Annotated in this window: 21 protein-coding genes; 10 read left to right on the top strand and 11 right to left on the bottom strand. The window is 33.3% G+C overall.

The features are described 5' to 3' along the window. The first annotated feature begins 57 nt into the window (after window positions 1-57). Entirely contained in the window at window positions 58-585 is a 528-nt protein-coding gene (locus tag MUB18_RS03160) for a DUF4833 domain-containing protein (RefSeq protein WP_248754935.1), read from the top strand. Window positions 586-830: 245 nt separating this feature from the next. Here MUB18_RS03160 and MUB18_RS03165 read toward each other — a convergent pair whose 3' ends face one another. Both MUB18_RS03165 and MUB18_RS03170 read right to left on the bottom strand, forming a co-directional pair. Next, window positions 831-1,325 carry a hypothetical protein gene (locus MUB18_RS03165; RefSeq protein ID WP_248754936.1) on the bottom strand — a complete coding sequence of 165 codons (495 nt, stop codon included), beginning with the start codon at window positions 1,323-1,325 and terminating at the stop codon, window positions 831-833. Window positions 1,326-1,658: 333 nt separating this feature from the next. After that, the gene (locus MUB18_RS03170) at window positions 1,659-2,030 is read right to left on the bottom strand and encodes a hypothetical protein (RefSeq protein WP_248754937.1); all 372 of its coding nucleotides are present in this window, start codon (window positions 2,028-2,030) and stop codon (window positions 1,659-1,661) included. A gap of 175 nt (window positions 2,031-2,205) precedes the next feature. Between MUB18_RS03170 and MUB18_RS03175 the strand changes: the two genes are divergently transcribed. Together MUB18_RS03175 and MUB18_RS03180 are read left to right on the top strand one after the other, a co-directional pair. Beyond that, entirely contained in the window at window positions 2,206-2,604 is a 399-nt protein-coding gene (locus tag MUB18_RS03175) for a single-stranded DNA-binding protein (RefSeq protein ID WP_045752585.1), read from the top strand. Between the two features lie 66 nt (window positions 2,605-2,670). After that, window positions 2,671-2,850, top strand: coding sequence for a hypothetical protein (locus MUB18_RS03180; protein ID WP_045752586.1), 180 nt, complete (start codon window positions 2,671-2,673; stop codon window positions 2,848-2,850). 64 nt (window positions 2,851-2,914) lie between these two features. On the opposite strand, the gene MUB18_RS03185 is transcribed toward MUB18_RS03180, so the two are convergent. Beyond that, window positions 2,915-3,574: a helix-turn-helix domain-containing protein gene (locus tag MUB18_RS03185; RefSeq protein ID WP_045752587.1), complete on the bottom strand. Its 660-nt coding sequence runs from the start codon at window positions 3,572-3,574 to the stop codon at window positions 2,915-2,917. A gap of 91 nt (window positions 3,575-3,665) precedes the next feature. Here MUB18_RS03185 and MUB18_RS03190 point away from each other — a divergent pair, with 91 nt between their 5' ends. From MUB18_RS03190 to MUB18_RS03215, 6 genes are all read left to right on the top strand, one after another. Beyond that, the gene (locus MUB18_RS03190) at window positions 3,666-4,055 is read left to right on the top strand and encodes a YbjN domain-containing protein (RefSeq protein WP_021192378.1); all 390 of its coding nucleotides are present in this window, start codon (window positions 3,666-3,668) and stop codon (window positions 4,053-4,055) included. A gap of 2 nt (window positions 4,056-4,057) precedes the next feature. Continuing rightward, window positions 4,058-4,768: a PspA/IM30 family protein gene (locus MUB18_RS03195; RefSeq protein WP_248754938.1), complete on the top strand. Its 711-nt coding sequence runs from the start codon at window positions 4,058-4,060 to the stop codon at window positions 4,766-4,768. Next, complete coding sequence (locus MUB18_RS03200; protein WP_094771482.1) at window positions 4,755-4,946, top strand: DUF4177 domain-containing protein; 192 nt, start codon at window positions 4,755-4,757, stop codon at window positions 4,944-4,946. Before MUB18_RS03195 ends, MUB18_RS03200 begins: the two co-directional genes overlap by 14 nt. A 15-nt stretch (window positions 4,947-4,961) precedes the next feature. Next, on the top strand, window positions 4,962-5,666 hold the full coding sequence (locus MUB18_RS03205) for an OB-fold-containig protein (RefSeq protein ID WP_045752589.1): 705 nt from the start codon (window positions 4,962-4,964) through the stop codon (window positions 5,664-5,666). A 9-nt stretch (window positions 5,667-5,675) separates the two neighbouring features. After that, window positions 5,676-7,793: a flotillin family protein gene (locus MUB18_RS03210; protein ID WP_248754939.1), complete on the top strand. Its 2,118-nt coding sequence runs from the start codon at window positions 5,676-5,678 to the stop codon at window positions 7,791-7,793. A 239-nt stretch (window positions 7,794-8,032) separates the two neighbouring features. Beyond that, window positions 8,033-12,865, top strand: a complete 4,833-nt coding sequence (locus tag MUB18_RS03215; protein ID WP_248754940.1) for a DNA repair ATPase — start codon at window positions 8,033-8,035, stop codon at window positions 12,863-12,865. A 175-nt stretch (window positions 12,866-13,040) separates the two neighbouring features. Here the strand turns inward: MUB18_RS03215 and MUB18_RS03220 are convergent, their stop codons facing one another. The 8 genes from MUB18_RS03220 to MUB18_RS03255 form a co-directional block, all read right to left on the bottom strand. Beyond that, entirely contained in the window at window positions 13,041-14,522 is a 1,482-nt protein-coding gene (locus MUB18_RS03220; RefSeq protein WP_045752592.1) for a TPM domain-containing protein, read from the bottom strand. Between the two features lie 88 nt (window positions 14,523-14,610). Further along, window positions 14,611-16,317, bottom strand: a complete 1,707-nt coding sequence (locus MUB18_RS03225) for a bifunctional alpha/beta hydrolase/class I SAM-dependent methyltransferase (RefSeq protein ID WP_248754941.1) — start codon at window positions 16,315-16,317, stop codon at window positions 14,611-14,613. 4 nt (window positions 16,318-16,321) lie between these two features. After that, entirely contained in the window at window positions 16,322-17,629 is a 1,308-nt protein-coding gene (locus MUB18_RS03230) for a hypothetical protein (protein WP_248754942.1), read from the bottom strand. Further along, a complete protein-coding gene (locus MUB18_RS03235; protein WP_248754943.1) occupies window positions 17,611-18,360 on the bottom strand; it encodes an SDR family NAD(P)-dependent oxidoreductase in 750 nt (249 codons plus the stop codon). Before MUB18_RS03235 ends, MUB18_RS03230 begins: the two co-directional genes overlap by 19 nt. Further along, complete coding sequence (locus MUB18_RS03240; RefSeq protein ID WP_248754944.1) at window positions 18,357-19,394, bottom strand: patatin-like phospholipase family protein; 1,038 nt, start codon at window positions 19,392-19,394, stop codon at window positions 18,357-18,359. Before MUB18_RS03240 ends, MUB18_RS03235 begins: the two co-directional genes overlap by 4 nt. Next, a complete protein-coding gene (locus MUB18_RS03245) occupies window positions 19,394-20,230 on the bottom strand; it encodes a phosphatidate cytidylyltransferase (RefSeq protein WP_248754945.1) in 837 nt (278 codons plus the stop codon). Before MUB18_RS03245 ends, MUB18_RS03240 begins: the two co-directional genes overlap by 1 nt. Window positions 20,231-20,232: 2 nt before the next feature. Then, complete coding sequence (locus tag MUB18_RS03250) at window positions 20,233-20,829, bottom strand: CDP-alcohol phosphatidyltransferase family protein (RefSeq protein WP_045752596.1); 597 nt, start codon at window positions 20,827-20,829, stop codon at window positions 20,233-20,235. Between the two features lie 212 nt (window positions 20,830-21,041). After that, window positions 21,042-22,673, bottom strand: a complete 1,632-nt coding sequence (locus tag MUB18_RS03255; RefSeq protein WP_045755245.1) for an ABC-F family ATP-binding cassette domain-containing protein — start codon at window positions 22,671-22,673, stop codon at window positions 21,042-21,044. A 212-nt stretch (window positions 22,674-22,885) separates the two neighbouring features. On the opposite strand from MUB18_RS03255, the gene trmD reads away from it, so the two are divergent. Then, a complete protein-coding gene (trmD, locus tag MUB18_RS03260) occupies window positions 22,886-23,563 on the top strand; it encodes a tRNA (guanosine(37)-N1)-methyltransferase TrmD (protein WP_045752597.1) in 678 nt (225 codons plus the stop codon). Window positions 23,564-23,651: the final 88 nt, after the last annotated feature.

A 23,651-nucleotide genomic window follows, 5' to 3' on the forward strand; every position in this document is an offset into this window, starting at 1 on the left:
ATCTATTTCTTTAACACAGAAAGATTAATTTTACTGTAATCAAAAAAAGTGTATATCATGAAAATTTTAAGCTGGTTTTTCTGTTTGCTGTTTTTTTCATCTATCTATATCTATGCACAAGAAGGTTATCCGATCCCTCCTTTCAAATCTAACACCCTTTTTTATATTCAACATAGCGAAGGCCATAACACTTATGTATATGAAGCCAATATGATTGATAAACAGCATCTCAATGCCAACATTCCTATCAATAACTATCGAATTTTGTATGATAAAGGAGGACAAATTAAACCTTTAACGAGTATTCAACAAAAATTCGCATACGGAATCATTTCAAAAAATTTAGAGAACAATATAGTTGAGTTTGAGATTGTGTCTTATAAAAATCAACCGCTATATCTTAAGGTCGATAAAGCAGGTAAACCCTATGTAGAAACCACATTAAATGGACACAAATTTAATCTACATCGTATTTTTATCAAACAAAAGGAAGGAACGTCCGGTCTAGGGACACGAGTCGATTATCTCTTGTTTTACGGAATAGACCACAAAGGCAATAAAGTCCGAGAGAAATTAGTGCCGTAATTGATTTTTAGAAAGCAATCTCGTCACCTTATCATACTCAATGCTTTATTGCATCAGACTTTCTATTTTAATGAGTTTGTACCTCTTCAATGAAAAGAAGATAATACGTTTTATATGACGATGATGCATGATGATATTTAAAGCGTATACCCTTCTTTAATTCAATGGAAGGATATACGTCTAGTACTTTTTTTATTATAGTCACAATTTGTTGAATTTGTCCATACATTAGAACGTGCAACCTATCATTTCGTTATTTTTTGTTTACGTCCTATTTTCCGTTTTCCTTTAATTCGATCTTCAATATCTTTGATCGTGGCCAACATCTCAGTATCTACATTTTCCAATCTAACCAATTTTAATACTTTTAAGGCTTTTTTAACTTTTTTAAGTTTTTCCAATATGAGTACTCTTTTTAATAGAAATAATGAAGGTGAAACTCCAGGAATTGTTAGAGCAAACTCAATTGTTTTTTCAGCCTCTTCATATGCATTGGTATCAATCAAAGTCTGTATATAAGGTTGATAAATTTCCAAAGCATATAAATTATGTACTAACGCTTCTTGAAAATATTTCTTTGCTTGTTCAAAATCAAACAATTGTTCAGCATGAAGCCTCCCCATCAGGCATAGCGCCATCGTATTTGATTCGCCATAAGATAGGGCATATGACAAAGATTCTATCGTATTTTCCAGGTAATATGGATAATTATCCAATGCCTGTAACACATATTTATTCATAAAATATATTGCATCAATTCTCAAAAGATCCTGACATAAACGATGTTTATATCAGAAACAGTAATTAATAAAAGATCATCTTAAATACTTCGACTCCCGAAATATATCAGACATCATGAATTACTCGAACATTGTCGAGACCAAAATAAAGTCAAAAGAGGAGTAACTACGAGAAAAAAGTATTCTGAAGAATATCCCCAAGATCCTTCTTTTGGATTGAAGTCGGGTTATTTAATATAGCAAACATATTCTTCTATTTTTAATTGTGAATACCAAATTGATATGCAAATATTTAAAACAAAATTGAAATTTCAAAATAAATTTTTCAAGAAACTATTTAGGTACGCGTTTTACGATCAACAATAAATTATTTTCCAGTAACAAATAGCCATATTCATAAATAAAATAATAAGTCTGTCCTTTTACATTGGTGAAATTATGAGTATGATATTTTAAATCAAAGCCCTGCAACAACATCTTTTCCTTGCTTATTTTGAGCATCCCCTCCTCTCCCAGGAATTCTTGTAGAATACGTCTATTCTTACGTAATGTATGATTGATCTTTCTAATCAAGTTAGTGTGATCACTATTTTGCCTATAATTATAGCTATTGCGACAGGCATCATCACAAAATCTTTTATCAGACCTACCTATTAGTGTCTTTTTACATTCTAGACAACTTTTTAAATTAATTTCTTCTTCCATAAATCTCAAAATAAACGACAACAAACGTTTACAAACGACTATAGTCGACTACAAACGTTTAATCACCGACTAAAACTCGCTTTACGTTTCATCTTTGCTTCTGTTCCTCAAGAATAATTCGAAGGAAAGCAAGTATTTAAGTTAAACATTTTTACAAACATTTAAAAGTAAAGTTATGAGTACATTAAGAAACAAAGTCCAACTGATCGGTCATATAGGTGCTGATCCAATTATTAAGACAAGTACGAACGGAACAAAAGTTTCATCGATTCGATTAGCCACAAAAGATCTATTTAAAAACAAAAATGGAGATTGGGTAGACGAAACCCAATGGCATACATTAGTAGTATGGGGTAACATCAATAACATGATTGAAAAGCAGTGTCAGAAAGGAACTCAAATCCTAGCTGAAGGCAAAATTGTCTATCGCGAATATGAAGATAATAATGGTGATAAAAGACAGGTCACTGAAATTAAAGTGGGCAATATTGTGGTGATGAATAAATCCAGATCAGCTCAAGCTAGCAACACAATCATGGTAGAAGAAATCCTCGAAGAAGATTTACCATTTTAAAGAAATAAATAGTAGAAACAAACTTTTTAGTCTTAATAATTGTTCTTTATTAAAATTCAATATATTATGAAAAGAATATTTCCATTCACGTTGATCGTGTTAACTTGCCTTTCTTTATCCAGCTGTTCGGTCATTGAAGGCATTTTTAAAGCAGGAGTTTGGTCAGGTATAATCATCGTTGTTGTTGTTGTAGCTTTAGTAATATGGCTACTTGCTAAACTTTTTGGTGGCGGCAGTAAAAACTAACATAGATTACAAAATATGTCTAAAGGTATCTTTAGGCATATTTTGTAATATGATTATTAAACGACTAAACTTTTTCAAACTTTCCATACAATTTCCAGTAATACTTAATATCAGGTAAGGAAAACAAACTACTTTTCCAAGAATTAAGGATCAGCGATATCTGTTCCCCGTTTTGTTCATACTTTCCGATAAAAACTTCCTCTTTAGACAAGAACAGACCTAAATTATGGTGAAGAAGATGAAGAGATTCTATTTCAATACCTTCAAAAATTAATATACTCTGTTCTTTAACCTCCAATTCCAATGGAGCGGCAATCAATTCTGAAAATTCAATGGCTAAAAACTTATGCTTACTTTGAATAGGAAGTTGAAGTTGCTCTGCACCCTCTATCTGATTTAACAAGTCATTATTATTCATCATAACTTCTCGTGTCAGTAAAGGAATACTTGCTAATTTTTTTATGCCATTTGTTACAATCGCGGGTTCAAAATAATCGCTAAAATTTAAAATTTGATTGACGGAAAGATTCTCCTGAATTAAACTTTGGAGCGGAATGCCAAAATAATTGGCAATTACCATTACAGTTTCGATCTTAGGTTCAGCCCTTAATTCTTCATAAGACGAAATATTACCCCTACTTAGATTAAATAAATCAGCAAATGCCTGTTGACTCAATCCTCTTACCTTTCTTAATTTCTTTATATTATTACCAATATTTGTCATTATCAAAAAAATTAAATTTTTTTGCAAAATATTTTTGCAAAAAAAATTATCTTTATGCAAAGAATATATGCAATATATAAAAAACTAAATTATGTACTTCTCAAAAATTGAAAATTTTATTAGCAATATCGGATATGATATCTTTTATAAAGATGAAAAAGAAGGTGTTTTCATTATTCAAAATGAATTAGACGGCATTCACAATTTAATTGTAGGTATCGCTAATCCAATTTTAATTTTTGAACAATACTTATTTACTATTTCCAATGAAAGTATGGAATTGTTCAAATCACTACTGATTAAGAATAGGGATATGATCCATGGGGGTTTTGCTCTAACAGAAGATGGTAAAAAAGTAATTTTTAGATATACGCTGCAAATCAGCAATATTGATCAAAATGAATTTGATGCTGCAATCAATTCCTTAAGCTTATTAATAAGTGAGTACTACAATCAATTAATTAACTTCTCAAAATTATAGTAATGATGAATATTTTTAAAAGAATTTTTAGGATTGGTCAAGCGGAAATACACGCTGTGGTTGAAAAAATGGAAGACCCAATCAAAATGACGGAACAAGGTATCCGCGAAATGAAAGATGATTTAGAACAAGCTTTGGAGGCATATGCCAAAGTTAAAGCTTTAGCAATTCGTACTAAAAGCAATTTTGAGAAAAAACAAGAAGAATCAACTGTCTTCGAAGGAAAGGCTATTCTCTTATTGAAAAAAGCACAAAATGGAGAACTTTCAATTGATAAAGCTGAAAACTTAGCAAAAGAAGCTCTAGTATTAAAAAACCAATTCATAGCAGAAGCTACAGAATTAGAAAAACAAAGTATAATCCATCTTCAATCAGCAGATGAATTGCATAAAAATGTAGATATTCTCAAGTTTAACATTTCGAAATGGGAAAGCGAATTGGCGACCTTAAAAGCTCGTGTGAAAGTATCTAATGCCGCTAAAATGGTCAATAAACAATTGGCAAATATTGATTCCAATAGTACCATATCTATGCTAGAACGAATGAAAGTCAAAGTAGAGGAAGATGAAGCTTTAGCAAAAGCATATGGTGAAATTGCACATGCCAACAAATCGATTATTGATGAAATCAACGAAACAATTTCAAATAAGGACTCCGTCAATGACGAATTACAAGCTCTAAAATTAAAACTAAAAAACGATGAGAAGATTTGAATATAAAACTATTAAGATTGAACCCAAAGGTTTTTGGGGGACAAAACTTGACGAAGCTAAAATCGATGAAATACTGAACGAGCTAGGTAGCCAGGGCTGGGAACTGGTATCCATGCAAGATTTGGAATTTGGAGGAAATTCTTGGTCATTTCACTACACATTCAAAAGAGAACTTTAACAAAACTAACCAATTATGAGCGAATTATTTAACCTACTTTTCAATCCAGTATCCAACGGCATTATGACTGTACTGACAGGAATTTCGCTATTATATTGGTTAATTATGTCTTTTGCAGGTGATGGATTACACCTCTTTGATGGTGACGTTGATCTTGATGGTCATATAGACGCAACTGCTGATGTCACAGATGTGGACAGTTCTCAAGATTTACATCATCATTCAGATACACAGACGCATACAGAACCATCTTTTTTCGCAAAAGCAATGGATTTCATTAATGTTGGCAAAGTTCCTATTATGATCATCGTTACACTTTTCAAATTTATTGGATGGATCATTACGATCATTTCTTCCATATTTTTAAATACTGCCACATGGGGTCTGAAATCAATTTTCATTCTAATACCCATATTCTTCATCACATTTATATGCATGCATTTTTTTACCAAACCATTAGTAAAACTATTTAATAACATTGGCTATCATGGGGAAGAACCAATTGATTTTCTTGGAAGAATGGGAAAAATGAAAGCAACAATAGAAGGTAAAAAACTGGGGTCAGCAGAATTTTTGATCGAAAGAGATCCTATTCGTCTTTATGTAGAAAGCTTAAATGGGGAAAAAATCGAATACGGAGATGACGTCATTATTGTTGATGAATCAAAAGACAAAAAAATATATTACGTAACAAAAGAAATAACCATTCACAATATTTAATTATTAACCATGCAGTTACAAACTCTTTTATTTATAGATGGGATAACAGGTCTCATCCTCTTGATTGTAGGAATTATAGTATTATTAATTTTTGCATTTTTCATTGTATTAAGTGCTTTTTACAAAAAGATTCCACAAGGAAAAGCAATAGTAAGAACAGGTATCGGGGGTACCAATGTGGCTTTCAATAAAGGGATGTATGTTATCCCTGTTTTTCACAAAATGGAGATTATGGACATTTCTGTAAAGAAAATCGAAATATCCAGAATGCAACATGATGGTTTAATCTGTAAGGATAATATTCGTGCTGATATCAAAGTAGCATTTTTCGTTCGTGTCAACAAGTCTGTTGATGATGTGATCAGTGTTGCTCAAAATTTGGGATGTGAACGTGCAAGTGATCCCGATACCTTAAAGAGTATTTTTGAATCTAAATTTTCAGAAGCACTAAAGACTGTTGGAAAAAAATTCGACTTCATTGAACTATACGAAGCTCGTCGCGAATTTAGAAATGAAATATTAAACATTATAGGAACAGATTTAAACGGATACATTCTAGACGATTGTGCAATAGATTATCTAGAACAAACAGAACTAAAATTTTTAAGTCCTGATAATATTTTAGATTCACAAGGTATTCGTAAAATCACTGAACTTACTGCCGCACAAAATATTCACGCCAATCTTATACGCCGTGACGAAGAGAAAGTAATTAAAAAACAAAATGTTGAAACTCGTGAGGCAATACTTGAGCTAGATCGCCAATTGGCAGAAAAAGAAGAGAAACAACGTCGTGAAATCGATAACATTAAAGCTCGTGAAGATGCTGAAATAACAAAAGTTAGAGAAGAGGAACGTCTAAAATCAGAAACTGTTCGGATCTCTACTGAAGAGCAATTAGCTATTCAAGAAGAAAATAAGCTTCGCCAGATTATCATTGCAGAGAAAAATAAACTACGTACTGATGCTGTTGAAACTGAACGCGTGGAAAAAGATCGTGCATTAGAAGAAACGGAGAGAATTCGAATTGTCACATTAGCACAAATTGATAAAGAGCGTTCAATTGAAATCGAGAAGAAAAATATTCAAAATGTAATTAAAGAACGTGTTCAACTTGAAAAAGGTGTTGTAGAAGAACAACAAGGAGTCAAAGATATCGAGGTGTTTCGTGAAGTTGAACGTAAAAAACAAGCTGGTGTTATTGCAGCTTCACAAGAGGCCGAAGAACGTTTAATTTCAACTGTTAAAGCGGCTGAGGCAGATAAGATAGCATCTGAACAAAAGGCGGAGCAAGATGTTATATTTGCTGAATCAAGGAGAAAAGTTGCAGAGAAAAAAGCACAAGAATTACTAATAGATGCTGATGCGAAAAAAGAAGCATCCGTAAAAGAAGCAGAAGGCCGGAAGATTATTGCAGAAGCACAAGCAAAAGAAGATGCTGCTTTAGGATTATCGGAGGCTGAAGTAATGATAGCAAAAGCAGAAGCTACCCAAATCCAAGGTACAGCTGAGGCATCTATTATTGAGAAAAAAGCAGAAGCGAACCGTAAGCAAGGCTTAATGGAAGCAGAGGTAACGCGTGAAAAAGCGATTGCTGAAGCTACAGGAATTCAAGAAAAAGCGGAGGCCATGAAAAAATTAGATGGTGTTGGAAAAGATCATGAAGAATTTAAGTTACAATTACAAAAAGAAAAAGATATTGAATTGGCCCACATAGGCATTCAAAAAGATATTGCGGCATCACAAGCATCTGTATTAGCAGAAGCTTTAAAAACTGCAAAAATTGATATTGTGGGCGGTGAGACTATGTTTTTTGAAAATATTGTCCGTCAAGTATCTACTTCCAAAGGTTTTGACCATTTAATCAACAATTCAAAACATGCCACAGACATCAAAAACTCGTTGTTGGGTCCAGATGGAAAAGGTGATATTGCTGAAAAAGTGCGTGGCTTAGCGGATAAATATGGGATATCCTCCAATGATATCAAAAATCTAACCATCTCTGCTGCTTTGGTACAATTGCAACAAGCAGCCAAAAATGCTGACGATAGTGAAGATAGCAATTTCATCACCTCGCTATTCGGCTTAGCCAAAAACTTAGGGATATCCAATAAAAAGTTGATCTAATTTTTTCTCAAATCTGTCAACTTGAAAACGGATTGTATTCAAGTTGACAATTCAATTGGTATCATGAAATTTGTCTATCATACAGTATTTTTCAAAGATAAATTGGATTTTTAGTGTTATAAATGTACAGTTGACTTCTATATACAACATTCGTAAAGTCAATATAGTAACTTGATATCAAAATAAGTAGAAAACAGAACTCAAAAAAGATTAAAATAGTCCACGATTATTTTCGAATTATGCAAGAAACACAAGCGAACAACGATACTTTAGACTCTGGATCTTACGAAATTATTAGAAAACGTCTTCTAAATCAGAAAGAAACACTTTCTAATAAATTACAATTATTAAATACTTCCAGAAAAGAGGTATTTAATTCGACCAACTTTATATTAAAAGCCAATCAACGCATATCAACAGATAATAACTGTGTATCAAGAGGTATTTTGGCTATTGGTAATATTTGCATATTCGGATATAATGTACATTTTGGATTACGAACCGAAATACAGCTACAGGATGTATTTAGTATCTATTTATTTGAAGATAACCAATTTATTCCACAAGATCTTGATTTCATAAACGATGTAAATTTTGTAAATGATTACCAAAATCTATACAAATATTATAGAGATTCGATTTTTTCCAAATTCAGAAAAACGGAGAACTACTTGTATATGATCTTTCAGACCACCAAGAATGAACAGGATCTAAAAGCGTTTAAATGGTTGATTAAAGATGGGAAATTAATCTACTTAGATGATAGAAGTATACATGAAGTCAAAAAGGCAAATCAACATGAATTTGATTGGATAAAAACTACACTTGAAGATCGAAGATTGGGTCGTTTTCCTCATATCTCAATCTTAGACAAGGTATTTATTGAAGCGATTCATGGTGATATCACATTTAAAATTGAAAACAATACCGAATCTGGTAAAGGTATTTACTCTGAAAAGGTAAGTAATCTAGATCAACAGCTAGATGATGCAGAATACCACTACGCTGATTTAGGCAATATGATTGCTCTAAGGATAAAACCCTTTCAAGAAGAATTTCGTGCTTACATTTTCAACTTAAGGACAAAAGAAGTAGTTAATCTAAAAACGCTGAATGAATCAGCTATTTTGCTACCTGATAATCAAGGTATCATATTCTCTAATGGATATTATCTTCAGAATGGCACACATAAAACTTTCGAGAATAACCTCGAAAATGTTCAGTTTCTAAAAAAAGTAATCTCTCCTAATGGAGAAGACTATCTCTATGTTTTCACACATGAACAGTCGAATACATATATTTTGATGTCTTATAATATCATTCAGCAATCTGTAGAAACCCCAATCGTTTGCAATGGATTTACGATATTTAAAGATGGAAGCTTAATATATTTTCGTACTGAAAACGAAGCGACGCGACATCATCAAGTGCAGATATGGGAGACTCCTTACATGGCTGTTCTTAAAGAAAATGAATCTCGCAGAGATGATCCTTTGTACAAAATCGGAAATAAAGATATTGTTCAAGCGATGTCTGAGGTTCAAGAAGTCATTCAACTGATCAACAAAGAAGATTCCTATGAGGGGCTCTATGAAGATATTCTTAAAAAATCAAATTCCATTATAGATTCTTACTTCTGGATTAATGATAAAGCGCTTCAAAATCTTGGCGAACCCTTACAACAGATAAAAGAAGTCGCGAACACCGCGATCGACGAGTTCGTTAAAGTACAGATTCAGCGTAAACACGCCGAAGAAATTTTAGCGGCTACGGAGAAAAAAATAGAAGATCTTGTTTTTAAAGTCAATAGTTCGATCTATGAACAGCTAGATCAACTGGTGCACAATTTATCAGATACACGTAAATTACAAGGCGAGGTGATTGACTTACGAAATGTAAAATACATTGATAATAATAGAGTAAATGAATTAGAAGATCAACTTCAACATATAGCATCTCATCTTTCTGAGAAAACAATACAGTTTTTATTACAGGAGGCTGCACTTACATCATATGAGCAAAAAGTTATCATCCAAAAGCAAGAAGTCGAAAAAGTAACAAAAGCTATTGATGCCAAAGCTATTGAAGATGGATGTAAAGCGATCTCCAGTGATCTCGAATTATTGATTGATATACTTCATAGCTTAAAGATTGAAGACACAACACAGACAACAAGAATCATTGAAAAAATATCCGTTATTTTTGCGTCTTTAAATGAGGTTCGAGCTCAATTAACACGGAAATTAAATACACTAAAAAGTTCTGAAGCGATTGCAGAATTTTCGGCTCAGCTCACTTTGTTAGAACAATCAATTGTTAACTATCTGGAATTATCCACTTCAGCAGAAAAAGTTGATGAATATTATACTAAGATTGTTGTCAACTTAGAGGAACTTGAAAGTAAGTTTTCTGAATTTGACGAGTTTGCTTTAAAAATTGCTGATAAGCGTGACGAAATTATTAAAGCCTTCAATGGCAAGCGGGAATCTATTATTGAGCAAGTCAATAAACGATCATCTTCTCTGGAACAGATAGCGCTACGCGTCCTTAAAAACATTGAGAATAAGGCAAAATCACTATCCACTAGAGAAGATATTCTAAGTTTTTACTCGACAGATCTCATGGTTGACAAAATTCGTCAAATTATTGCAGAGCTGAAGACAATACAAGATGTATCTAAAGCTGAAAGTCTTGAGAATTTACTAAAAAAATCACAAGAAGATGCACTGCGAGTTTTAAGAGATAAGTCCGAACTATTTGTTGAAGGTGAAAATATAATTAAACTAGGCAAAAACAAATTTACAGTCAATAATCAGCGTTTAGGTTTAACTTTAATCCGTCGGCAAGATGAGCTATATTATCATTTGACAGGAACCAGTTTTTATCAAAAAGTGACCGCCCAAGAGATCAATACTTTTCGGGATATATGGGAACAAGAAATTATTTCAGAAAATAAACTGGTATATCGTGCCGAGTATTTAGCATATAAGACCTTCATAGCATCACAATCAGAAGAGAATTTTAATGCTGAAAAATTTATCAATCAAACCGTAGAACAAAATTATGCAGAATCATATATCAAAGGTGTTCATAATTTTGATGCACTTCAGATTTATGAGCAGCTTCATATTCTAGGGAAAAAATTAGATTTATTACAGTTTGATCCTGATACTAGAACATATGCCCATTTTTTTTGGTATCAATTGGATGCATCCGTTCGTTCTAAATTATTAGCTCTTATCCAATCATCTAATCAAATACTTAAGAATTTTCCAAATTCAAATCGTTATCAAAGTATAATAAAGGAAATTCTAGATGAAGTCAATCACTGGGAGACAAATTTGGATTTATCACAGATAAACGAAGCCAACATGGCCCATTATCTTTTTAAAACATTTAGCAAATTCAACAAATTATCATTGTCCGAATCTGCAGATCATTTAAAACAAGAGTTTACCCGTTATCTACATGATAAAAAGATTTTAAAAGATTTTGAGGCAGATCTGAAAAATGAAGGTTTCAATCTGACAGATCGCTTTTATTTAACTCAAAACTGGTTATATGCTTTTATTGAGAGCACTGATCATGTAATTACATTTGAAAAATACATTAATGAAACAGCAGCGCTCATTTTATTTAATCAGGACGATTATGAACTCATTATAGCCAAGGATCAACTTTCTGTGGCACATTTGAAAGGTAGTCATCCCGTAATTTTAAATGAAAGTTATCAAATAGATTTTCATTCTTTCATTCAGAAATTGACAAAATTTCAACACATCGATGTACCTCGTTTCGAGTCCTTTAATACATTAAAAGAAAAATTAAGCACGGCCTATAAAAAAGAATTAAAGATAAACGAATTCGAACCTAAAGTACTGAGTTCCTTTGTCCGTAATAAATTGATCAATGATGTTTATTTTCCTCTAATCGGAACAAATTTCGCTAAGCAATTAGGTGTAGCTGGAGAAAATAAACGTACAGCAAAAATGGGCATGCTTCTGCTCATTTCTCCTCCAGGATATGGCAAAACAACATTGATGGAATATCTCGCAAAAACGATGGGCTTACATTTTGTGAAAATCAATGGTCCTACCATCGGTCACTCCATTACCTCCATCGATCCAGCTGAAGCTAAAACTTCTGGTGAACGAGAAGAGCTTAAAAAAATTAATTTAGCATTTGAAATGGCAGACAATGTGATGCTGTATTTAGATGACATTCAGCATCTCAACCCTGAATTTCTTCAAAAATTTATTTCTCTTGCTGATGGACAAAGAAAGATTGATGGTATTTTTGAAGGAGAAAGTAAGACTTACGATCTTCGTGAAAATCGATTTTGTATCGTAATGGCTGGAAATCCTTATACGGAAAGTGGTTCTAAATTTAGAATCCCTGATATGTTAGCGAATCGTGCCGATGTATACAATTTAGGAGATGTTATTGGAGATACAGATTATTTATTTAATTTAAGTTTAATTGAAAATGCTGCAATTGAAAATCCTGCAATTGATAAAATTGCAAGTAAGAGTTTTAATGATTTTTATGCGCTCATCCGATTTATAGAAAATAAAGAAGAACAATTACCAGAATTAGAAGGAAACTACCTAAAACAAGACGTTGATGATTTCATCGCAGTTTTGCAGCATCTTTTTAAAATTCGGAATATCGTCGTAAGAGTAAATCAAAACTATATCAACAGTGCTGCTATGCAAGATAGTTATCGAACAGAGCCTCCATTTAAATTACAGGGCTCTTATCGTAATATGAGCAAATTAGTAGCTCAGGTCATACCGATGATGAATGACCGAGAAATTAATCAACTGGTTTTGACGCATTATGAAAGTGAATCACAAACACTTACCACAGATAAAGAATCCAATTTATTAAAACTGAAAGAATTAGCACATCTCTTAACAGAAGAGGAAAAAGAACGCTGGGAAACAATCAAAAAGGTTTTTCAAAAAAATAATAAGCATGGTGATCTTGGGAAGGATGATAAGATGTTTGCTCAATTATTGGAATTTAACGAGAACCTACAAGGTATCATCCATGCGATCAGTAAAAAGTAAATACAAGATAAATTGTATTTAAAGATCTTTTTTAGCTATTACTACAATCTGAAATAAAAACAGTGTAATTGTCAATTGATGATTACACTGTTTTCTTTATACAGCTACAACAAGCAAAACATTAATGATCAAATCAGTATCAAATAACATTATCGGCCTGATTGCAGACAAACGATTACCACCTTCCTCCTGCTCCACCACCACCTGAAGATCCTCCACCAAAACTTCCTCCACCGGAGCCACCAGAACGCCCCGATCCACCTCCAGAACTACCAGAAGAAGACCTGACTAGACGAGGCGTATTATGAGTTCCATGAGATATCTCATAGCCACAATATTTACACAAATCGTACTGCTCTTCCAATCCACCAGAACTATAAGTAGCCTTCGTAATTGTCTTTCGCAAATCTTTTTCAAATGTTTTATAATGGCATTGTGGACATAGTATAATAGTTTTGTCCTCATCCCAGGGAATCAATTTAGTCTCGTTTGTTTTACTATTAACCCAGACTTCATAATCACGGCTATTAATTTTTTCTTCCATTAATTGTCCTGCATCCAGAAAATTTCTCATTTTTGAATCTGCTTGATCTCGATTTATTCTTAACCAGTTTCCGGAATTATCAGGAGCGACTAAACGTCCTGGATGAAGACTTAATCGCTTATTGGATCTTCCAAAATCTATCCATGCCAAAGGACTTATTAATAACGGTAGGAAATTCCATTTCAAAAATTTACGAATAGCTTGCTGAATGTTTTCCTCATCCTTATAAGAATTTGTGACAGCTGTAATACCAGCATTATATTTCATACCTAAAGTAATCACTCCGAAAATGAGAATGAAGTAGGGCAAATTTTTAACTTGATAAACTTGGTCAAAATTTTCAAAAACAAATGCAAAAATAAAGGAAGTAAAAAACATCAGTATTCCCATACAACCACAACCACTGATTAATGGAGGAAAGTAACTGCTTTTTTTTGTTATTTTCCCTTTCGTGATTTTGGTGACCACTGAAATCCAAACATAAAGAAATATAAATACGGCAAGTACTAACAACGAATTTCTTAAATATGGATTTTTAAAATTCCAAAAAGGTATTGCTTCGGGCATTAACCGATCTAATTCAGCTCTTGCATCTGGAGCATTTAAGATTTTTTGGATAAATTTCGATGACTCTAAAACTCCACGATCATAATCATCATTTCGAAAATTAGGAACTAAATATTTTTCACCTATCCGTTTAAGGTAAGCATCTGGCAATATACTTTCCATGCCATAACCCGATATAAATCGGTACTCATGTCTATTTTTGGCAATAAAAAGAAGTAAACCATTATTACTCTCTTTTTTTCCGATTCCCCAAGTATTGAATAACTTTAATGCAAAATCAAAATCGCTATCTCCAACGTAATCATCAACGATAACAATCGCAAATTCACACGCTGTAATCGAGTCGATCCGCCAAGATATAGCGTCAAGTTCATCCATGACACTTGAAGAAATAATATGATCTGGATTTGAAACAAAATAAGCCTGCCCCTTGATTTTAGGATTAGGAAGATCCTCGACTGTATATTGAGCAAATGAAAGCGAAAACCCGTGTATTAAAATAGAGGTAATTAGGGTATAAATAAATATTTTTATTTTCCTTGACATAACTTTTCATTAATCATTCACTCCTCATCTAAAATAATCTAGACGATCATTTTTTATAATGCCGTAATAACAGTTCTTAAATTAAATTCTATCCTTTAACCTTTCCCGATGAGACTGTAAAAATACCATAGTCATCAATGAGCATATCCTCTTTCTTAATATGATTAAACGCCATTATTCGATCTAGTTCTTTTTGAGAGCGTCTACGCATTACCCAATCCTTTTTTTGATGACTATTCAGAACAAATGCTATCATTTTCAATTGTGGATGCCAAGGTTGTCCAGTATATAGAATATGACTATTTTCCTCTGAGATAGAAACAATGCCTTGCACAGCTTTATTCGTAAGTTGATTATCTCCGAATAATTCGAAGATTCCAGAAATGATAGTAATATTAGGTTCAAAATTAATGAGCTGATAAGTCTTAGGATCAAAACAGTCAAAATTTGTAAAACGAATATCGCTATAACCTTTTTGATGAATAATTTTTTCGCCCAAGCTGATATTTGATTCCACAAATTCATTGATCACAATTTCTACATCTGGGTACTTCTCCTTGATATCAAAAAGATAATTTCCTGTCCCACCTGCAATATCTAAAATCTTTACCTTTCTTCCAGAAGATTGAATATCTAGAATATTCTTTTCTAATAATGTCAATAGATGTTGTTTTCGAATTCGGATCCCTCTCCAACCAATTGCTTCTAAATATCCTTTATCGATCACTTTACCGATTCCAAACTTTCCCTTTGCTTGATTATGATATACATAGTCTAGCGATATACCAGAATCAAATCCGTATTTTAACCCAAGAGCCATCCCCTCACTTAAAGTACCGATTTTTCCCAAAGACCATTTTTGAAATGCAAAGTTCAACTTTTCCATAGTTGGCATTACTTTGTAATATAAGTTCTCATACTCTTTTACCGAGAACAAGTCCGGAGCTAAGCTCAGCTCATTCGGTTCTACTTCAAATGATTTGACTACAAAAGTTTTAATATATTGATACACTTCATGCCTCCCACTCTCGAACAATATGCCATGAAAAAAATTGGGTAAAGTTCTAAATTCCTTAACTTGAGATTCCAAATTGACATAAAATTTCTTTTGCACACTATTTTTAACCACATAATCTTTTTCAGCAGATAGGATCAAAGTTGGAATATTAATCGCTGCGGCATCCTCCACCAATCTTTTACCTGCACTTTGTAAATCCACTAATAACCTACCATTAATCGACTTTGAAATCAGCGGATCTTGATCATACGCCTCCTGTTGTGCTTTATCGTGAGTTAAAACTTTAGACTTGACATAACTTTGAATCACTAAATCTTTTTTTAGTTTGGTTGTAAAACCAATAAACTCATTAGCAAAAGGAACATATAATTTAATCTCAAATGCAGGAGCTAACAAAGCCATACCTGCAATTGGGGGAGCAAAATCATGAACCCATGACGTCACAATAACTCCAGCTATGCTATTGGCAATTACGAAAATATCTTGTTCATTTATCTGGTATTGCTGATGCAGATATTTAGAAAACATATCCAAATCCCGTACATTATCCATGAAAATTGGTGATACCGGTTCTTTGGTGTAACCATGCCCACGAAGATCATAAGCGAAAACATTATATCCCTCAAACTGAGCATCCGTGGCGATCTCATGTAACCGTTCAGAATGTTCGTGACCACGGTGTATAATGATCAATGTTTTTTGATTGGGTCGAAAATTCCATGCTCTATAAAAAATGTCACTTCCGTCAAAACTTTTAAAATATCCTGTGTTCATCATCTTTTCATTTTAATAAGTCAATTGAAGCGGCATGTAGAATACTATTTTTATTCTTTTCTTGCATCAAAGCAATTGATTGGTTTATGTTTAAATATAATATTTTTTTCAACAATAATACACCTACTAATGTACTTCTGGAATACCCCATGGTACAGTGTATGATCACTCTTGTTTCTGGACATCGTTGCTCATACGCGACCGCTATCTTGCTAACCAGATTTTCCAGATCAACAATTGAAGCTACTCCAATATCCAATATAGGGAATGAATAATACAAACACTGTTCCCTAATGATCCTATTTTCCTCCAACTCTGCTGACAAATCATATACATAATCCTTTTTAGATATCTGACAAGCTATAATTTCTTTATTGGTTAATCGAGCTGTAATAAACATGTTTGGCAATATTTCTAAGAGTATCTTTTCTTGTTTTTTCCTGAAAAAATGCCATATTAAATAATATGAAAACTGATAAGGAAAATAAAATATCTTTTTCAAGATTGAAATATGTCCATGTTTATCTTTTAAAAAATGGTGACGGTTATATTGATATTGTAACCCAACCATAAAGACCATTATACTGACCCATACTGCTACAAAACAATAGATAAGATTTAATTCATAGCATAAGGAAGCCAATAAACATACTATAAAACTGAATAGATAATAAAAACAAGCAATGTATTGATTCCTGCACGTAGCTAATTTTTTACTGGGAAAGGTTAATATCAAAACAATCTGTACAAGTATTAATGCCGTTATTACATCTATGAAGTGATGTTGATAAATAGTCAATGTCGATATTCCTAAAAGAATTAACCAGAATCCAAAAATGAATTTCACAACTCCAAATAAACGTTCTTTTAATACAGACCAAAACAAACAAGCATAACCAATATGTAATGATGGTGCTTGATTGAAGGGAGAATCCCAAGTCTTTAAAAAATCAAAAAAATAATATAACGGAAAAGTATTGACAATTGGTTTTGAATAAGAAAACTGAAGCGGAATAAGGATAAAGAAAATACCAGATGCCACCGTTAATAGCACAACACGTTTTAGATATACCATCAATTGAGATCTAGTACGACATAGAAAACAAAGTGACAAAAAAAACAATCCGCTGGACATATATGGAATAATCATCCAAGGAATAAAAGGAATATATCTTTCAAAACTAAATACAAAAGAAGGTACAACTTCCAAATTAGAAGCATAATAAGCACTACCGTTGTAAATTAATGAAAATATAAACCAGCAGGCCAATGCTGCTTTGATTTTAAGTTGTATCGTCAATCGTTTTTCATCCATTTTGCTTTTTTATACATCATAATATCCAAAAACCGAGCAGGAAAATAAGACAGAAACTTCATCAAGACTTTCATCTTCCAGGGGAAAACATAAAGTTCCTTTTTTTTAACGATAGCGTCAGCAATATAGATGGCAGCTTCTTCTTGTGAAACTAAATAAGGTTTCTTTGATAAATTCTGTTGATTAAGATCGCGCAATTTTTGGGTATCCACATACCCAGGAGCAATAGTCGTGACTGTGATCCCAAATGGTTCTAATGCCTTACGATATGCATCAGCAATTTGAATCACCGCTCTTTTGGATTTACTATATAGACTTGCTTTTGGGTAATGTAGCGTCCCAGAAACGGATGCAATCGTGACTATATGGCCTTGATTGTGTTTACGCATAACTTTTCTTGCTATCTCAAAACAATTAATAGTACCTAAAATATTGATTTGTAACATATCAATGCTTTCATTATATCGGATCTTTCGAGCGACATCATCAGCATAGCTACCTGTTGTATTAATAAAAACATCCAAAGGCTCCTGTTGCACAAAGTCAAGAACATAAAGCTGCAGCATTTCCACATTTAACACATCAACCTCATATTTCGTTAAATTGCCGTTTTCAATAACAGTTTTTTGTAAGTCTCTTCCACAAATAGCAACAAGATAACCTTTAGCCAGATACAAATTAGCTAATGCCGCACCAATGCCAGATGTTCCGCCTGCAATAAAAACTTTCATCTTTTTAAACTTTCTAATGTCTTCTGATAACCATATTGCCATTGTCGTTCAATATCATCTTGATAATGCTCAATAGTATCTGGTCGTTTTACAACAATCTCTCCCTTGAACCAGTCTACATACTTAGCACAATAATGTCCTTTAAGGATTTGGGGAGCATCTCGAGTATCAATCCAATAATCCGCATGTTGCACTTCTACCTCACGTAATCGTTCATTTCCACTGAATCCTAACACGGCTCTTACTAATGCTTCCTCTACAGGTTTATACGACTGTTTTCGCTCTATAAAAGTATGATCTGCTAAGTATTGTGCTAATTCTATTGGAACCAAATCTATCGCTCCTCCAGCATAATAATTTTGTCCAATCTCTACTGGTGCTACGTAAAACATATCGGATATCGATATGCGCACAGCTTGATGAAGTGGCACTGAGCTTTCGATCAAAATTTCTTTTGAAACCGCGCTATGCAAATAGTTCTCAGATTCAATTTCAATTTGATCGGCAGCGATCTTTTTAGCAGTTTCTACGTCTGTAAACAATACTTTTTGATAGAGCTTCCTATCTCCCCTTTTAAATAAAACCTCAAGAGGTGTAAACAACATCTTAGAACCTACAACAATGATTTTAGGACTGTTGTTTTCTTTTTGTTTCAATGTCGGTAACAAGACTGTTAAATCTTGAGGCATTTCGACCAAGTATCGATCTAGTACGTCTTCTATATATGGAGCATATTCTTTGTTAAAAGTCTTCAATAAAGAGTAATATCCGATCTTAAAAATACTTTTATGGTCTGTCAATTTTATTTGAGCAACAAAATCATAAAATTCCTTTGACTTAAGATATTCTTTTTGTTCATTAACTTGGGGAAAAGTCTGTATAACAGCCGCAGCAATAGCTCCCCCACAACTAGCAACAATAAGATCAGGAGACATGTTCATGTCTACTAATGCAGCATACATGCCCGTATATAATGCAAAGCGCGTTCCTCCTCCAGAGAAGACAATTGCCCTTTCAAATTCCTTCTTAGCCATCATTTTAATAAAATATACTGTACAATAAGAAAGAAGGCTGGCGCATTAAAAGTTAAGCTATCCATCCGATCCAATAGTCCGCCATGTCCCGGAATTAAAGTGCCTGTATCTTTGACATGTGCTTTGCGCTTCATATAAGACATAAGCACATCTCCACCAAATCCCAATATCCCAAGTAATAATCCCATAAACGTAAAATTGAGTAAATCATAAAATGAAAATAATAGATAACCCAATAGATTGCTCAGTAGCGTTGTCAACATAACACCTCCAATTAGCCCTTCCCAGGTTTTATTGGGGCTGATTTTTGGGACAATCGGTTTATTGCCGAAGAATTTACCGGACAGGTATTGAAAAACATCATTTAGCTCGGTGACAACAACAATAAAGATAATTAATCGAAGGCCAAAATGAGATATGATCGGATATTCAATAGATCGTATATATGCCAGGTAAGCAAAACAGATCAAAGTGATACAGAGTCCTATTCCAAAAGAAAGCAGAGCTTTAAAAGAAAATTTCCAGACGATGAATAAAATTATTAAGGCGATTAATATAGTAATAATAGCATAACGAAGATAAACAGTATCGGAAATAAAATAAATGAAATACGCCTGTAAACAAGTTAGCAAAACTAATAAAGGAAGAAAGGAGAAGTTTGGTTTGATCATCCTAAAAATTTCCTTCATCCCCTGAAAGGTAAGCAAGCTGACAAAGATTGTCATCGTTAGCGAATTAATAATGCCTAAAGAAAAAAGAATAATAATATATACCCAACTTTTCACACGGATAGGGACATCCGAAAATTTTCCATTAACAGGATCTTGCTCTTTCATATTTAGATTAAAGATTTTCTCAGCCTTGTTAACGTACTGATGATTAACAATATATTAATCATCGCAAAAATATATAAAGAACTATGCTGTAAGGACACTTGGCAGAAGGCTAATATTCCATACAGACCCACTAATAAAGCACGGTCACTTTTACCCATTGGCCCGTCGTATCGACGTGCAGTACCCACGACCTTTCCCATCAGACCCGCCATCTCGTTGATTATACTCAATATGATGAAGATAATAATCAGATAGAGACTTTCTGGAAGAAATTTAATCAACGGAAAAAAGACAAAAACATCAGATACGACATCTCCAATTTCATTTAACAATTCTCCTTTTTTGCTAGTTTGATTGTATGTCCTCGCCATCATACCATCCAATGCATTTAAAGCCATACGAATCAGTAAACCTATAGGAAGAGCTAAAAAAAACCAGCTGCAATAATCAGCACTCCAAAATAATAAGCCAATCAGCAATGAAAGTACGATCGAAGCTATGGTTATTTGATTTGCAGTCACATTTCTTTTATAGAAGAAAGCCAATATAGGCTTTAATAGTTGCTGAAATTTTGGCTTTAGTTTATATACAGAAATCATGTGTTAGTATTAGTTATTGTTAAAATAAATAAAAAAGGCACTTTTCGCAATATAGAATCAAATATACTCCACATTTCTTTTAATCGCTCTAAAGTTTTGCGAAACTTTAGAGCGATTAACTAAGGCTAGTTTGAGATCTTCATATCACCCATAATACAAAAAGGTAAGTATCGACGATACTTACCTTTCCTGACTCGATATTCGATTATAATTTACCGTTCGATATCTTTTAAGCTATTCATTTTCTTATATTCAAGAAATCCTTTTATATCTTCAAAATGTTCACGAACGCGTTTATTTCCAAATTCAAATACTTTCTTAGCTAGGCCATCCAGAAAATCACGATCATGCGATACTAAAATCAAAGTTCCATCAAAATCTTGGAGAGCATCTTTAATAATATCTTTCGTTTTCATATCCAAGTGGTTGGTAGGTTCATCCAGAATAAGAACATTTACCGGCTCTAGCAGTAATTTTATCATCGCTAATCGTGTTTTTTCACCACCAGATAAAACCTTTACCTTTTTTGTTGTATCATCTCCGCTAAACATAAAAGCACCTAATAGATCTTTTATTTTAACTCTAACGTCACCTACAGCAATTTGATCTATCGTATCAAATACGGTTAATTCGCCATCCAAAAGCGCAGCTTGATTTTGTGCAAAATAACCGATTTTAGCATTATGTCCTATTTTCAATGAACCTTCATAATCGATCTCCCCCATGATAGCTTTGATCATAGTTGATTTTCCTTCACCATTCTTACCTACAAAAGCGACTTTTTCACCACGTTCGATGACCATATCAGCTTTTTGAAAAACAACGTGGTCACCGTATTTTTTAGTTAACTCCTCCACGATGACAGGATATTGCCCTGATCGTGGTGAAGGTGGAAATTTCAATCTTAATGCCGATGTATCGACCTCATCAATCTCAATGACATCTAATTTTTCCAACATCTTGACACGAGATTGGACTTGAAGAGTTTTTGAATATGTACCTCTAAATCGATCTATAAACTCCTGATTATCGGCGATGAAACGTTGTTGTTCCTCATAAGCTTTCAGTTGATGCTGACGACGTTCCTTTCTCAATTCCAGATAGTGGCTATATTTTGCCTTATAGTCATAGATACGCCCCATTGTAACCTCTATAGTGCGGTTAGTGATCGTATCAACAAAAGCCCTATCGTGTGAAATAACAATAACAGCCTTCGCTGAATTCAATAGAAAATCCTCTAACCATTGAATACTTTCAATATCCATATGGTTGGTCGGCTCATCCAATAATATTAAATCTGGTTTTTTCAATAAAATTTTTGCCAATTCAATACGCATGCGCCATCCACCCGAAAATTCTGAAGTTTGACGCGTAAAATCCGAACGCTCAAAACCTAAACCTTTTAATACTTTTTCAACCTCTGCATCATAGTTAACTTCCTCAATCGAATAAAATTTCTCACTTAACTCGGATACTCTTTCTATAAGTTTCATGTAATCATCAGTTTCATAATCTGTTCTTACATTTAACTGTTCGTTCAACTGCTCCAGTTCATCACGCATATGATAAGCCTCTTCAAAAGCTTTTGACGTTTCCTCAAAGACTGTCACATTATCTTGCGTTAATAAATGCTGGGGTAAGTATGCAATAACTGCATCTTTTGGACCAGATACATTACCTGTCGTAGGCTTACCTGCGCCAGCAATAATCTTCAATAATGTCGATTTACCCGCTCCATTTTTTCCCATTAGAGCAATTTTATCATTCTCATTAATTGAAAATGATACATCACTGAAAAGAGTTGTTCCACCAAAGGAAACTGAAATATTATTTACGTTAATCACTTTTATTCGCTTTTTTTTGCGCAAAGATAAGCGAATCAATCTTATAAATGTAGTAAGTATTATTTTTATGGTAAATGCAGAGTTCATTATTGTTAGAAATTATATGAAGCTCATACCTATTTATTTTCGCACGCCCGCGTGACGATGTTTGACATCGTCACGTATAAAAGAAATTAATAATAGTAATTTTCAATTTTGTGTATCTTTGTCACATGCGATTTGATATAATTACCGTACTTCCAAGTTTATTAGAAAGCCCGTTTGCGCATTCTATTTTACAGCGAGCACAGAAAAAAGGTTTGGCTGAAATTGTTGTGCATAATCTTCGTGATTATGCGACCAATAAGCAAAAAAGTGTTGACGACTATCCATATGGAGGAGGTTCGGGTATGGTGATGCAAATAGAACCTTTTGCTGCATGTATTGAGAAACTTCAGTCTGAGCGAAATTATGATGAAATCATATTTATGTCCCCTGATGGAGAAACTCTCAATCAAGAAATAGCAAATAATCTATCTACGAAGGGCAATATGATGATTCTTTGTGGGCATTATAAAGGGATTGATCAGCGTATTCGAGATATTTATGTTACAAAAGAGATTTCTGTCGGTGATTATGTGTTATCTGGAGGAGAATTACCAGCTGCCATTTTAACAGATGCTATCATCAGATTAATACCTGGAGTTTTGTCTGACGAAACATCAGCTTTATCGGATTCCTTTCAAGACGGATTATTAGATGCACCCATTTATACGCGTCCAGCAGATTGGAAAGGCCATAAAGTTCCTGATGTTTTACTCAGCGGACATGAAGCTAAAATTTCAGCTTGGCGAGACGAACAACAACTTATTCGTACCCGAGAAAGACGACCTGATTTATTAAATGACTAATAAATTTCACTTTTTATTGATTATTTATCATAAAAAGTTTGCATAATCATTTTTTTTTATAAATTTGTGATACAATGACGACAGTTAG

This window comes from Sphingobacterium sp. PCS056 (assembly GCF_023273895.1).
In the GTDB taxonomy this organism is placed as follows: domain Bacteria; phylum Bacteroidota; class Bacteroidia; order Sphingobacteriales; family Sphingobacteriaceae; genus Sphingobacterium.